Below are 13,920 nucleotides of genomic sequence, written 5' to 3'. Positions count from 1 at the left end.
CGTTTCACTCTTATCTCCTTCTATTAACATTTTTCCAATTCTAACTGATCAGTACTCATTAATCATATCAAGAATCACTTCATAAGTCCTTTCAGAGAAATGACAGTTTTGTCACATTTATAAACATATCGAAAATAAATACACTCTAATAGAATTAAACGCCTTATTTAAATACCGCATATATAAACTGGAAATAGCTTAAACATTTTATTCTTAAAAAAATTGGGTATACCATAATAAGATTTTCCTGCCTTTAACCACATATGCTAACTTTTTATCAAAAGTCATATGAAATTAGCGCTTAATCGAATTATAATATGCCCAATTTTTTTATAGATCTACAATTCTGTTATGTAATATTCTATTATATTAAAACACTATAATCACCTATTCCCACTCTTAGCAACATAAGAATATAGAAAATGTAGAACCATTCTTAAGACTGGAATCCACTTTTATAAAACCTCTTTGGCGTGAAATAATCTCTCTGGCCAAATATAAACCGATTCCTAACCCCTTAATCTGACTGACTTTTGGTGAACGATAGAAACGCTTGAATATTAATCCCTGTTCTTCTTCTGCAATTCCCATTCCATTATCTTTTACATCTATTCTGATAAACATTTCATATGGAATAACATTTATATCAATATGGCTATCTCTCGGAGAGTACTTAATTGCATTATCTAGAATATTACTTATTGCCTCTAACATCCACTTTAAATCAAATTCACAGGATAGTCCACAATCATGATAATTGATACATATTCCTTTATCAAGCGCACCCATCTCAACTTGTTGACACGCAAGACGAATCATTTTATCAATCTGCTCCTCTTTCATATGAATAGAGATCATATCTGTTTCCAAATAGGATGATTGCACCAATTCATTGATTAAAAAACTTAATTTATCTGCTTGATATTGAATCTGTTCTGCCATATTTGTAATTTCATGATTAACATCTTCTCTTTCTTGTAGCATTTGCGAATACAGTAGAATATTGGACAATGGGGTCTTCGTCTGATGCGAGATATCAGAAATAAGAGATTTAACTGCATTTTTTTCTTCTATGGTTTTATTTTTACTTTCCAAGGATATCGTCAGAAACTTATTCAGCTTTTCATCAATAGCTGAGTTTATCCCCTCATCAAATTTTTCCTCAATATAGTCTCCGTCGATTGCATTATTTATACTGTCCAATATATGTTGTAACTGTCTTTTCATAATCTTTCGATACCACAATATAACTGTAATCGCCGAAATCAATATAACAACCGTTATACTACAACAAATCACTACGAATAATTTCATATTTGATTCACCTTCATATCTGATTTACCCAGGTATACCCTTTTCCAAACACGGTCTTTATATACTCTGGCTTTGAAGAATCCTCTTCTAGCTTATCCCTTAATCTTCGAATCGTTACTGAAAGAGCATTATCTTCTACATACTCTGCTCCATCAGACCATATTTGTTCTAATATCATATCACGTGATAATGTTTTGTTCGGGTTTGTAACAAATAAATAGAGTAATTTCTGTTCTGTTTTGCTTAACTCAATTCGTCTATTATCTTTATAGAATTCCATATTCGTAAAGTTAAAGAGGAACTTCCCAATCTGATATTCTCTAAGACCTTCAATGGTTTCCAATCGCCTGAATAATACATTTATTCTTGCTCTTAACACCATCAGACTAAATGGCTTAGTAATGTAATCATCTGCTCCTGATTCTAGACCAGCTACAACATCAAATTCCATATTTCTGGCAGTTAGAAGAATAATAGGAACATTACTACATTTTCGAACTTCTTGACACAGCTCGAAGCCACTTCCATCTGGTAGATTAATATCTAAAATTAGCATGTCATATGTCATAGTATTTAACATTTCTTTTGCTTCTAGAATTGTGAAGCATTGTGAAAATTGATATTCCTCTCGTTTTAATGCCATTACAATCCCATTATTTAACGTCACATCATCTTCCAATAATAATATTTTTTTCATAATAAACCTCTATTCTTCATTTCATTTATCACAAAATATTCTCTCAGTGTATCGACTACAATATAGATACAAATCAAATCATGAATAATTCACATATATCATGACTTATATTTAATTTTATAGTCTATAATTAATATATATTTCATATTTTATTCCATTTCTCTCATTAAATCTACTATGTAAATATGCACGCTGATATTAATCAATTTATAGCATTTGTTAAGCAAGGAAGTGAATATCTCAAAATTTTTGAATAAGGTGTTCATATAGTAATTATGTAGCGCAGACAACTCTTAGAAGATTTATAATGATTAATGCCGTGTAATATCCAAAACTAAATCTGATAAAGGAGCAGCTACACCATATGGTACTGATACCGTTCTCTTTTCTTTGTAAATTTACCATACTGAATTGCTGATTGTTTACAACCATGGATACATTTCAAGCAAAAAGTGCAATCTCCTACCCACGTAGGCTTGCTATCCACCATATGTATTACATTACATGGACAACTTCTTTCGCATTGTTTGCAACCATTACAATTTTGCGTTGCATAAAATTTTCTGGTGTGATTGGCCTTTCTATAAGCTGAGCTTGTAACTGGCGTAATAAATGCAATTTTTCCTTTTTTGATATAATCCTTATTTTCTCGGATCTTAATTATAGATATAACTTTATCGATTTCCACCTCGGCGTTCTCCAGAATAGTTCTTTGTTTCTCTGCATTCACAATATTATAACCAACTACATAATTGTCAACCATCTTTACTCCGAATCTTCCATTCAACTGCAATTGCTTATTCGTTAAAGCTTGGGTCACTCTATCCATAACGTTACCTGCAGCAATACCATAGGTTGCCACTGAATAAATATATTGATTCTGATATCCCGATAATTTTAGTTGTTGAATAAACTTCTCAACTATTGTTGGCATGCTATACCAATACACTGGAAAAATGAATCCAATTATTTCATTTTTTCTTACTTCGTATATTTCATGGCCCTGAATGGTGTTTTCAGAAATATCTATAAGTCTTTCACCTATATGATTTGCTACTTTCTCAGCTACATGTTTGGAATTTCCTGTTCCACTAAAATAAAATATCATACTAACTAGCTCCCATCTGTCTTCTTGTTTATTTCTATTTATTTTACAAGTTCTTTTTCTCAAGCTGTTCTACTAATGCAGAAATAATATGCTCAACAATTTTAATTTCTCTATCATCTGTAGCAATGTTCTTTATAGTATCCGTAACCCATTTATAAACAGCTTGATCTCCCTGTAAAATACACCTTCCCTTTGCAGTGAGTTCGACATAATACATTCTTTTATCCTCTGTTGATTGCTGTTTTTCAACTAGTTTCATATTAATTAATTTTCTTATAATTGCTGATACAGCAGGCTTAGTCAATGACAATTTCTCTGCAATCTGTGAAAAGTTCGGTCTCTGCAGTGATTGAATTACCAGTAAATAATAATAATCATTGTTAGAAAATTTATTTGACTCTTCCTCTTTTAATGTTGTATTAAGATTTCGTATGCATTCTTCCCATAATAAATTTACAAGGATAGAAAATTTTTCTTCCATCTATTCCTCCAATCGAACTAATTAGTTAAATCATTTTAATTAATTTCTTTTAACTAATTTAGCATAATAAAAACGTACTGTCAATAGTACGTTTTTATCGTGAATTATGAATTATTCTTTTATTACAAACTGCTCAACACTTCTCCATAAATGATCCGCTGTGTCCTCTGCTACTTTCGTATTTTCCATAACATTCGTAGACTTTGTAACAATACTTCCAGCTCGATCTGCTATATTAGTCGTTCCTGATGCGCCTTCATTCGTTGCAGATGCAATTTGGCTGATTGCCTCTAGTATATTATGGATGGAAGCAACTAATTCCTCTGATATCGCTGAAAAGTCAGTAACCATCCCATTAATATTAGTTGCATCTTCCTTGTATGAATCCGCCATGGATTCAAATTCATCAAAGCTTTCCACTACTTGTGTATCTACAAACCCAAGGAGACGATTCGAATCCGTTGTAAGTTTCGATACTGCTAATGTTACATTTTCCGTAACACTTTGAATACTGGCAACCGTAGTCTTGGATTGCTCTGCAAGGTTTCTAATCTCATCTGCTACAACTGCAAAACCTTTTCCTGCTTCTCCTGCTCTTGCTGCCTCTATCGATGCATTTAGTGCTAATAGATTGGTTTGAGAGGTTATGTTCATGATAGCATCTGCAAAAACACTGATTTGATTTACCACTTTCGCTTCTTCTAGTGCAATTTCCAGACTCTCTTTGATTTCATTTTTCATATCAGCAATATGCTTTCTGTTACGTAGCGTGCTATCTTTTGCATCCCTTGCACGTAAATCTATATTTTGTGCCTGAAGCGCCCCCTCCTGCGCACGTGTTGAAATGGTTTTTGCTACTGTCTCGATTTCATATGACATTGTATTAATTTGATCAGAGGAAGCTGCTGTTTCTTCCATACTTGCTGCTAACTCCTCTGTTGTTGCAGATATATCTTCAACTTCTCCATTTAATTCACTTACATTTTCATTGATGAACGATACTACATCGTTTATTTTCGAAGCTTCTATCTTAATATTCCCAATCAATGTATTCATAGATAATCGCATATTTTCCATTGATTTAGCTAAATCACCAAAATCATCTTTTCTTTCATAATAATTCGTTGCTACAGACTCAGAAAAATCACCACCTGCAATATTTTTAATATATTCAGAAATTTTCTTTAAAGTAACTTTAATATCGCTTGATATAATTAAAATTACTAATGCTGTAATAGCAAGATTTAATAAACTAAATATAGCAAATATAACAAGGCTTCTCTTTACTTCTTGACCAAACTCATTATTTCTAGAAGCAATTTCTTTATCAATATAATCCGTATAATTACCTGTTCCTACAACCCAGTCAAAATCCTTAAAATACTCTGTATATGATCTTTTTGGTAATGGTGTTGTTTCATTTGGTTTAGGGAAATAATAATTGGTATATCCCCCTCCATCTTTAACAGACATATCAATCATTGCTTTGACCATCTGAAATCCATTTGAATCTTTCGTTTCTAATCGATTGGTTCCTTCTGTATCTTTACCAAGTAAGACTATGTTCGTTCCATCCGACTGATCAACCCAAAAATATCCACCATTTCCATAGGATAACTTTCTTATATCATCAGCAGCAAGTTTTTTCGCTTCATCTAACGTATACTTTCCTGCTTGATACTCTGAATTGATATTACTTAATAGTGATATAGCTACCTGTACTTGATTTTTAATATCATTATCGTAGCTAGTTCGTATGGATGTTTCCATTGCATCTAGTGCTTGCTTTTTAATCTTCAACATACTGTATGTTGAGATAGCCCCACAACAGATTGCAAGAAATGCTACCATAATAATAATCAAGTTCATTTTCGTCTTTACTCTTAAATTTCTCATATGCATACTACCTCCCTAAAAGTTAGTTCTCTCCTCTTAATACTCACTTTCATTTTAGATTGGAATTGGGATCAAAATAATAAGTTTGTATGTATAAATATTATCACATTTGTGCACTATATTCAATATTTACTTTTATTTCAAATATTATTTGGCTATTTTTACCAATTACTCTTTAATTTATATTTTTCAGAAAAAAATCTTAAGTATTGTTTGCTTTGACAATACTTAAGATTAACTTTTTACATCCATTTTCTGTGTAATCAATAGTTGCATATCCTCTTTGTCTTTTTAGTATAACAGCTTACTCCAACGTAAACATCCAATTAACTCCAAACTTATCCTGTAAATGTCCATGAAGCTTTGCAAAAAAAGTGGGACTAAGATCTAATAATATTTTCCCTCCCTCTTTTAGTGTAATCCATGCTTGATTAATCATATCTTCATCACTTGATGTTATGGTAATATACATATTACTTCCTGATATAGGAACATGTGAACTATCTGCACACATTATTTCACTCCCGTCAATTACAAGTCTTGAATGTAAAACAAGTTCCATATCGCCTTCGGATACAGGGAAGTAAGGATTAGGAGGTAGATCCTTATATTTTTGTATCATAGTTACTTTTGTATGAAAAGCCTTCTCATAGACTTTTAATGCTTCTTCACAATTTCGATTAAACATTAGATAATAACCTAACATAATAATCTCCTTCCGTTTATAGTAATTCAATCTATTAATTTCCTTATCTACAGTATCCATCTATAATCTAAATTATTCAATTAATCATCAACTTTAAATGTACTTCAAAAGAACATTCGTCATTTTGTCATATGAATAACAAATATAAATGCTTGTAACTCCCTTATTACTTATTTATTTCTACCTCCACCTTCAATCAACGATAAGATTTCCTCTTTTTCTGGCATCACACACAAAGCACCTTTTTTTGTTGTAATAATCGATGCTGCCGCATTGGCAAAGGTAAGCATCGAAGATAATTGTGCATCTGTTAAGTTCTTAATTCCATGCTCTAATACAAACTGAAGAATGCAAGCACCAAAGGTATCTCCAGCACCTGTAGTTTCAATTGTATTTCTCTGCAAAAAAGACTTTTCTTCCACTCTAGTATTACCATAATATGCACGACTTCCTTCTTTTCCCATAGATAATACAATGAGTGGAATCTGATACTGTTCTTGAATACAGCTTATTCCTTCATCAAAATTTTCTTTTCCTGTAAACCACTGAACTTCATTATCGGATATCTTTAATATATCGCAATGTTCCATTCCATATGCGGTCTGCTCTTTTGCAAGTTCTAGACTCTCCCATAATGGTGGGCGTAGATTTGGATCAAAGGAAATCATACACCCAGCTTTTTTTGCAAATTCAACTGCCTTCTTTGTTGCAGCTCTTACTCCATCATGTGTCATTGACAAAGTTCCAAAATGAAATATATCTGCAGTTTTTATTAAATCATGTGGAATCTCCTCGGGGCTAAGCATCATATCTGCTCCAGGGTTTCGATAAAAGGAAAAATCACGATCTCCATCCTCGAAGGTATGCACAAACGCTAGTGTTGTATGTACCTTTTCATCCTCATATAGATAGGTAGTATCAATTCCCATCTTAGTTACTCTTTGTCTTAACATCTGACCGAACTGATCTCTGCCTACCTTTCCGATAAAGGAAGTTGCAGTCCCTAATTTTGTAAGCATTGCAAGCACATTGCATGGCGCCCCACCCGGGTTTGCTTCATACACAGGATTATTTTGATCTGACATTCCATTTTCCGTAAAATCTATTAACAATTCTCCTAATGCTACTACCTTTTTTTCTTTCATATAATTTACTATTCCCTTCTATATTGTAAAAGTGCCAGACACTTCTGCGATAAATCTTCGCATGTTGCTCTGACACTTTTGAACTTATTTTATACAGATATCATTTTTTTCACCAGAGACATAGACTTTGCCTTCTGATCTCATATATACCCCATCAATTTCATAAGGAGTACGTATAATTGAGGTCATCGCCTGTTCTCCATCATTTACAAAAAGTTCGATGGAATAACGATCCATAACAATTCTTAGTTTGAAATATGTATCATTCGTCAATATTTTCATACTTCTTTCATGTGCTCCATCTCTACGGACTCCTGAATGAATTCTGCTAAATGTCAGTAATTGTTCTTTTTTATCATATTTAACAGTGGAATAATAGGTATCATTTGCAGCAAGTCTCATTTCAAATGTATAGTTATCTTCCCCTTCTAATATGATTTCTAGATTTTGTTCTCTACCACTTAAGCTATCATATTTTTTAAACTTTGTTTTGAGTAGCTCTTTTTCTATAAATTGTTTGTTCGTATAATAGTTTTCGATTTCTCTTACTGGAGTCTGGCATAAAACATTATTTTTAACATGTAATTCCCTTGGAATAGACATCATTCCGCAAAATCCATCCTCTTTGCCAAACCAACTTGCACTCCACGCCTGCATCCAACCAATCATAATACGTCTTCCATCCGAAGTCTGCATGGTCTGTGGTGCATAAAAATCTAGTCCCATATCCAATGCACGTATCTCTTTTTCAGTAAATACTGACTTGTTTTTATCAAATTGACCAAGAATATAAATACTACCATCTCCTGCATGAAAATCATATTCTACTGCCGTCATTTCCTGTGGCGAAGTAATTAAGACATCCTGATTATCAAGAGAAAAGAAGTCTGGACACTCCCACATCTTACCATACCTATTATTGCATTTAGATAATACGGTTATCAGTTCCCAATGTTTTAAATCCGTTGTCTGATACATCAAAATCTGTCCGCTTCCATCTTGGGCCCGATTACCAACCACCATATAGATACTATCATCTTCTACCCAGAGCTTTGGATCTCTAAAATCAAGGCAACTGCCTCCATCCGGAATCTGTGCACTAGTAATCACCGGGTTCTCACTAATCTTCTCATAACTTATTCCATTCCCGATAGCAATGCATTGTGTCTGATAATCCTTAACCTGATTATTCTCTTCCGTCTTTCTCTCTACTCCGGTATATGCTGTGACATGTTTTCCCTTCCATTCGATTGCGCTTCCAGAAAAGCAACCAAATCCATCATATTTTTCATCTGGAGCAAGAGCTACCGGAAGGCTTTCCCATCTAATAAAATCAGATGTTTTCATATGGCCCCAATGCATTGGTCCCCACACGGTATCATATGGATGATATTGAAAGAAAAGATGATTTTCACCCTGATACTCTGAGAATCCATTTGGATCATTCATCCAGCCTACTGGTGCACATACATGGAAAGACTGTTTTTCTACCATGGTTCGATTTTTTAGCTCCTGTTGTTCATATTCTCTCGCTCGCTGTAGTTTTTTACTGATTTTTATCTGTTTTTCCATGTTAACTCCATTTTCCTACTCGCTTTGTAATAACATAGCTTTTCTATTTTGTTTCTTTTTGATAACGGTCATAAGCTGACTGCCATGCGGCTACTACATCATTTACACCCATACTATTTAACTGGTTGATATAAGTATCCCATCCTTCCTCAACTCCGCCCTTAATAATCCAATTTGCTGATGTTTCGGATACATAATCTTTGATGTCACTTATATTGTTATTAATGGTCTCTGTTTCCTCTAAGGAATAAACAACACTTGGGTAATATTCAAAATTTTTCACATTTTTAAACCAGATATTTGCCGTATCATCTAATCTTTTCTTTGCTCTATCTTCCATGTAATAATACTTACCGAAATCAGTACTTAACTGTCTATTTGGTGCCCATAATTCTGTTTTAGCTTTAAGATCTCCACCAGCATCTTTTGTCTCCACATATACACCATTCTTATCTGGCTTTGACTCAAAATATTTGCCGATTGGTCCATAAATAATCTGCATACTTAATACTGGATCATAAGCCTGATCAATCCATTTCATCAAAAGTTCTGGATTCTTACAGTTACTAGTAACTGCAAAACGGTCATGTCCTGTTGTACCTTGTTCATTCAGATTAACACCTAATGTTCCATCTTTTCCAGATAAAAATGTAAGATATTCATATTCATCCGCATGCTTTCCAGCCACCTCTGGAATCTCCCACCAAGAAAATACACCTAATTTTTCATCTTTTCCTGAACCCTTTGCAATATACTGGCTGTCATCTTGTGAAAAGCTTTCTATATCAATCAGCCCTTCTTTGTACCACTGATGAAAATATTCCATTGCTTTTTTATAATTTTCAGTACTAGCCTGAAAATATACTTTACCATTCTTAATTGCACGGTGGTCAGCATTATAATCTGTAAATCCAAATGCAGAGAATAAGGTTGTCATACCAGCGCACCAATGTCCCCATTCAAAGGATAATGGAATTTCATCATTTGGATCACCATTTCCATTACAATCCTTTTCCTTGAATGCAACTAGAACATCATGTAATTCATCAATCGTAGTCGGCATCTTCATTCCTACTGCTTTCAGCCATTTTTTATTAATTCCCATAAACTGTGGAATCGCTCCAATATAATAATCATTTCCATCTGAATACTTAAATCCCATCTCCGAAATTGTCGGCAAGGTGTAGATATGACCATCAGGCATCGTACAGGTTGCAAGTAGATCTGGACGTTCTTTAACCAATTTGCTTAGATTTGGCATGGTATCTTCATTGATATATTTCTCCAATGGAATAAATACACCATTGCTGCCATTGGTAATAATCTCACTATCTGATAAAGAGGCTCCCATGAATGCATCTGGCATATCGGTACCTGAATTCAACACAAGATTCTTCTTCTCTGTCAGTGTATCTCCAGAGATACAGTTCCAATCAATGGTTACCCCCATTGCTTTATTCATTTGCTGGATAATTGGTTTATCAGCGTTATCTGGAGACAATGCACTGATACCTGCAAATATCTCGAATTTCTTTACATTCTTATCAACCTTTGTTTCTTCTTTTTTCCCGCAAGCGGTCATCCCCATAACCATAGTTGCTACTAGCAGTATACTCACTGCTTTACTCATTCTCTTTTTCATACTAGCTCTCCTTTTCTTAACAATACAATATCTCATCTCAAAGTAGTATATATATGGTTCATTGATCAGCCCTTAACAGCACCGACCATTAAGCCCTTTTCAAAATATTTCTGAACAAACGGATATGCAATCAACATTGGTACAGCGCCAACTACCATCGATGCAAATTTTATCAATTCTGTAATACGATTTGCTTCTGCATATCCTCCATCCATTCCACTCATGGCATTGGCTGAGGCTTGGCTCTGGATCAGAATCTGTCTTAACGCCAGTTGTAATGGATATTTATTCTTATCACTCATATAAATCAGCGAAGTAAACCAATCATTCCAAAACGCAACCATGGCAAAAATGACCATTACCGCTATAATTGGTTTTGACAACGGAAGTACAATTTTCAAAAAAGTCTTCATATTTCCACAGCCATCAATATCAGCTGCTTCATACATCTCCTGTGGTATGCTGCCTTCAAAATACGTTCTAGCAACAATTACGTTAAACACTGACACTCCACCTGGAAGAATTAATGCCCAGACTGTGTTTAGCAAACCTGTTTTCGCAACAACCAGATATGTTGGAATCAACCCGCCCGAAAAATACATGGTAATAATAAAGAAGATCATGATAGCTTTTTTGCCAGGCAGCTCTTTTCTTGATAGTGGATATGCCGTCATAACTACTAAAGCTGTTGATATTACTGTTCCAAGTACGGTATAAATAATACTGTTCAGATAGCCTGTAGCAATTGCCTTTTCTTTAAAGACTCTCATATATCCTTCAAGTGTAAATCCAGAAGGAAAGAGAAATGTCTTCCCAGCATACACATCATAGGGATTGGAAACTGAAGCAACCACAACATAATATAATGGATATAGTACAATAATCAAAAATACAATAATCACTAAGAGCATCACAATTTCTATGACACGATCCGATCCATGCACCACGCTTTTGCTCTTATTCTTTTTCATATGCATCTATGTTTTCCCCTTTCCTTAAATAAAACTAATGTCTGCTGTTTTTTTCGCAATTTTATTCACTATAATCAGAAGAATAATGTTTACAACGGTGTTAAACAGACCAACTGCCGTTGAAAAACTGTACATGGATTTCAGCATTCCCTGCTCATATACATAAGTTGCTATAATTTCTGATGTAGCAGTATTCAAATCCGTCTGTAACAAAAATGCTTTCTCAAATCCAACATTCATCAAACTTCCGAATGACATAATCAACTGAATCATTATCATTGGCACTAACGCTGGAAAGTCAATTTTCATAATTCTCTGCCAAGTATTCGCTCCATCCACTTTTGCCGCTTCATGTAAGGATGCATCAACACTTGAAAGTGTCGCCATATAGATAATCATTCCCCAACCTGCATCCTGCCAAATAGCCGATGCAATGTAAATACTCCTGAAATTCTCCGCTTGATCCAAAAGTCCGACTGATGAGTGTCCTCCTAATGCAGAAACAATTGATGTAATCAAGCCGCCATATGGTGATAGAAAGATACGTAACATACCGCAGACAATCATGATTGAAACAAAATGTGGTGCATAAAGAATTGTCTGTGCCACATTCTTAAAGCGTTTAAACCTTAACTGATTCATAATCAGTGACAGAATAATTGGTATTGGGAAAGTCCACAATATTGTATATAAACTTAAGAGCACCGTATTACGAATCATGTCCATACTCTTATAATTTGTAAAGAACTTATGAAACCACTTCAATCCCACCCATGGACTTCCTGAAAATCCCATTGTTGGATTGTAATCACGAAATGCAATCTGTACCCCGTACATTGGTATGTATTTATAAATAATTGTTACAATAATTCCGGGAAGTAACAATAGATACAATTCCCTACAGGATAACATTCTCTTCCATAGTGGTCTTCCCTTCTGGGTAATAGCTTTTGTATTATCTCTAGTGCCTTTCATTCTTCTTCATCTCCCTTTTAAGTTCTGTGAAACGTTTCATCCAGTGATATATTTACAATACGGTCAAAAGGATAAAAAGTCAATATAATTTATTATTCTTTTAGCATTTTTATAACTTTTACACATTATTTTCTTTCTTTTTTGTGATATTTGTATATATGAAACGTTGCACGTGCACTGTATAATATATAAATATACACAGTAATTACACATATTATCAGTAGTTACTATATTGCTTGACTATTTATCGATCAGTTGTATATTTATATATAGAGTGATAACATCACATAATTAGAACGAACTATTGCTAACGCAGATTTAAATTGACTTGTCTGAAAGCCTTTTATAATAAGGGCTAAGCATTGATTATATGTTAATGGAGGATTAAAATGATAAAAAATTCAGCACCTACTATGAAAGATGTCGCAAAGGAAGCAGGTGTAGCTCTCGGAACCGTTTCAAAAGTAATTAATGGTCTACCCGTAGGAGAGCCATACAAAAGTAAAGTTGAAACTGCAATTAAAAAACTAAACTATCAGGTAAATACTTACGCACGAGGCCTTAAAACCTCGCAAACTAAGACCTTAACTTTAATTATTCCTTCTCTTACGCTATCGTTTTATGCAAACTTTGCGTATGAAATTGAACAACAGGCTTACTTACATGAGCGAAAACTTATTTTATGTTGTTCCAATGGAATTCCAGAAAAAGAAATCGACTATATATCATTAGCATCCCAGAGTAAAACTGATGGTATCATTGCACTAACATACTCTGATATCAGCAATCAAGTTCCAGAAAGCATACCGCTTATTGTATTTGACCGATATTTCGAAAACAGAAACATTCCACGAATCTCATCCGACAATTTTGCAGGAGGCCATCTTGCAATTGACAAATTATATGAATTAGGATGTAAAAATCCCATTTTTATTGGTTTCCACTCTATGTTTCCTGGTGAAGCAGACAAACGTTTCGATGGGTATATGGCTGCTTGTAATAAATATCATATAGAGCCAGTGTATCTTTACGAAGCTGACAACAGAGATTGCTATAATTCTATCTTTCAATTCATTACAGAACATCAGAACAAAGAACTACATAAGCTTGATTTTGATGGTATTTTTGCGAATACAGATTATCATGCCTGCATCGCTATCCGTGTTCTAAAAGACCTCTGCTACTCCGTTCCTGAAGACGTTCAGGTTATTGGATTTGATGGTACAAAGAAATTCTATCCATCTGACGAATATATTGTCTCAACCATACGTCAGCCTTTGCAAGATCTTGCTAAAAAGTGTGTGAAGATGATTCTGAATGCGGAAAACGATCCTATTCCAACATTGACCCTACTACCAGTCACTTATGAATACGGCGGAACAACCCTTGATCGTTAGAATATAAATAGTACAA

General features: G+C 34.1%; 12 protein-coding genes. 1 reads left to right on the top strand and 11 read right to left on the bottom strand.

Features of this window, described 5'->3' with window-relative positions; all coding sequences use genetic code 11:
• Window positions 1–399 precede the first annotated feature (399 nt).
• From bsdtb5_RS02995 to bsdtb5_RS02945, 11 genes are all read right to left on the bottom strand, one after another.
• Window positions 400–1,314: a sensor histidine kinase gene (locus tag bsdtb5_RS02995; RefSeq protein WP_271714572.1), complete on the bottom strand. Its 915-nt coding sequence runs from the start codon at window positions 1,312–1,314 to the stop codon at window positions 400–402.
• 13 nt (window positions 1,315–1,327) lie between these two features.
• Window positions 1,328–2,011: a response regulator transcription factor gene (locus bsdtb5_RS02990; RefSeq protein WP_271714571.1), complete on the bottom strand. Its 684-nt coding sequence runs from the start codon at window positions 2,009–2,011 to the stop codon at window positions 1,328–1,330.
• A 355-nt stretch (window positions 2,012–2,366) separates the two neighbouring features.
• Window positions 2,367–3,119, bottom strand: coding sequence for an EFR1 family ferrodoxin (locus tag bsdtb5_RS02985; RefSeq protein WP_271714570.1), 753 nt, complete (start codon window positions 3,117–3,119; stop codon window positions 2,367–2,369).
• Window positions 3,120–3,162: 43 nt separating this feature from the next.
• Entirely contained in the window at window positions 3,163–3,600 is a 438-nt protein-coding gene (locus bsdtb5_RS02980; RefSeq protein ID WP_271714569.1) for a MarR family winged helix-turn-helix transcriptional regulator, read from the bottom strand.
• 111 nt (window positions 3,601–3,711) lie between these two features.
• Window positions 3,712–5,496 (bottom strand): methyl-accepting chemotaxis protein, encoded by a 1,785-nt coding sequence (locus bsdtb5_RS02975; protein ID WP_271714568.1) that lies wholly within the window; start codon window positions 5,494–5,496, stop codon window positions 3,712–3,714.
• Window positions 5,497–5,800: 304 nt separating this feature from the next.
• Window positions 5,801–6,202 (bottom strand): VOC family protein, encoded by a 402-nt coding sequence (locus bsdtb5_RS02970; protein WP_271714567.1) that lies wholly within the window; start codon window positions 6,200–6,202, stop codon window positions 5,801–5,803.
• Between the two features lie 170 nt (window positions 6,203–6,372).
• Window positions 6,373–7,347, bottom strand: coding sequence for a carbohydrate kinase family protein (locus bsdtb5_RS02965; protein WP_271714566.1), 975 nt, complete (start codon window positions 7,345–7,347; stop codon window positions 6,373–6,375).
• 84 nt (window positions 7,348–7,431) lie between these two features.
• The gene (locus bsdtb5_RS02960) at window positions 7,432–8,919 is read right to left on the bottom strand and encodes a glycoside hydrolase family 32 protein (protein WP_271714565.1); all 1,488 of its coding nucleotides are present in this window, start codon (window positions 8,917–8,919) and stop codon (window positions 7,432–7,434) included.
• A 43-nt stretch (window positions 8,920–8,962) separates the two neighbouring features.
• Window positions 8,963–10,561, bottom strand: coding sequence for a type 2 periplasmic-binding domain-containing protein (locus bsdtb5_RS02955; RefSeq protein WP_271714564.1), 1,599 nt, complete (start codon window positions 10,559–10,561; stop codon window positions 8,963–8,965).
• 65 nt (window positions 10,562–10,626) lie between these two features.
• Window positions 10,627–11,532 carry a carbohydrate ABC transporter permease gene (locus tag bsdtb5_RS02950; protein WP_271714563.1) on the bottom strand — a complete coding sequence of 302 codons (906 nt, stop codon included), beginning with the start codon at window positions 11,530–11,532 and terminating at the stop codon, window positions 10,627–10,629.
• Between the two features lie 24 nt (window positions 11,533–11,556).
• Window positions 11,557–12,507: an ABC transporter permease gene (locus tag bsdtb5_RS02945; protein WP_271714562.1), complete on the bottom strand. Its 951-nt coding sequence runs from the start codon at window positions 12,505–12,507 to the stop codon at window positions 11,557–11,559.
• 389 nt (window positions 12,508–12,896) lie between these two features.
• Here bsdtb5_RS02945 and bsdtb5_RS02940 point away from each other — a divergent pair, with 389 nt between their 5' ends.
• Window positions 12,897–13,904 carry a LacI family DNA-binding transcriptional regulator gene (locus bsdtb5_RS02940; protein WP_271714561.1) on the top strand — a complete coding sequence of 336 codons (1,008 nt, stop codon included), beginning with the start codon at window positions 12,897–12,899 and terminating at the stop codon, window positions 13,902–13,904.
• Window positions 13,905–13,920 lie beyond the last annotated feature (16 nt).

It is taken from the genome of Anaeromicropila herbilytica, from assembly GCF_016591975.1.
In the GTDB taxonomy this organism is placed as follows: Bacteria; Bacillota; Clostridia; order Lachnospirales; family Lachnospiraceae; genus Anaeromicropila; species Anaeromicropila herbilytica.
The sequence above is the reverse complement of the archived record's forward strand: the minus strand, read 5'-3'. Positions and strand labels throughout refer to the sequence as shown.

What these genes read in the sequence shown, in the direction of transcription:
- bsdtb5_RS02980 (WP_271714569.1), bottom strand. Translation starts at nt 3,600, where the DNA reads ATGGAAGAAAAATTTTCTATCCTTGTAAATTTATTATGGGAAGAATGC.
- bsdtb5_RS02960 (WP_271714565.1), bottom strand. Translation starts at nt 8,919, where the DNA reads ATGGAAAAACAGATAAAAATCAGTAAAAAACTACAGCGAGCGAGAGAA.
- bsdtb5_RS02950 (WP_271714563.1), bottom strand. Translation starts at nt 11,532, where the DNA reads ATGAAAAAGAATAAGAGCAAAAGCGTGGTGCATGGATCGGATCGTGTC.
- bsdtb5_RS02970 (WP_271714567.1), bottom strand. Translation starts at nt 6,202, where the DNA reads ATGTTAGGTTATTATCTAATGTTTAATCGAAATTGTGAAGAAGCATTA.
- bsdtb5_RS02995 (WP_271714572.1), bottom strand. Translation starts at nt 1,314, where the DNA reads ATGAAATTATTCGTAGTGATTTGTTGTAGTATAACGGTTGTTATATTG.
- bsdtb5_RS02965 (WP_271714566.1), bottom strand. Translation starts at nt 7,347, where the DNA reads ATGAAAGAAAAAAAGGTAGTAGCATTAGGAGAATTGTTAATAGATTTT.
- bsdtb5_RS02945 (WP_271714562.1), bottom strand. Translation starts at nt 12,507, where the DNA reads ATGAAAGGCACTAGAGATAATACAAAAGCTATTACCCAGAAGGGAAGA.
- bsdtb5_RS02955 (WP_271714564.1), bottom strand. Translation starts at nt 10,561, where the DNA reads ATGAAAAAGAGAATGAGTAAAGCAGTGAGTATACTGCTAGTAGCAACT.
- bsdtb5_RS02975 (WP_271714568.1), bottom strand. Translation starts at nt 5,496, where the DNA reads ATGAGAAATTTAAGAGTAAAGACGAAAATGAACTTGATTATTATTATG.
- bsdtb5_RS02940 (WP_271714561.1), top strand. Translation starts at nt 12,897, where the DNA reads ATGATAAAAAATTCAGCACCTACTATGAAAGATGTCGCAAAGGAAGCA.
- bsdtb5_RS02990 (WP_271714571.1), bottom strand. Translation starts at nt 2,011, where the DNA reads ATGAAAAAAATATTATTATTGGAAGATGATGTGACGTTAAATAATGGG.
- bsdtb5_RS02985 (WP_271714570.1), bottom strand. Translation starts at nt 3,119, where the DNA reads ATGATATTTTATTTTAGTGGAACAGGAAATTCCAAACATGTAGCTGAG.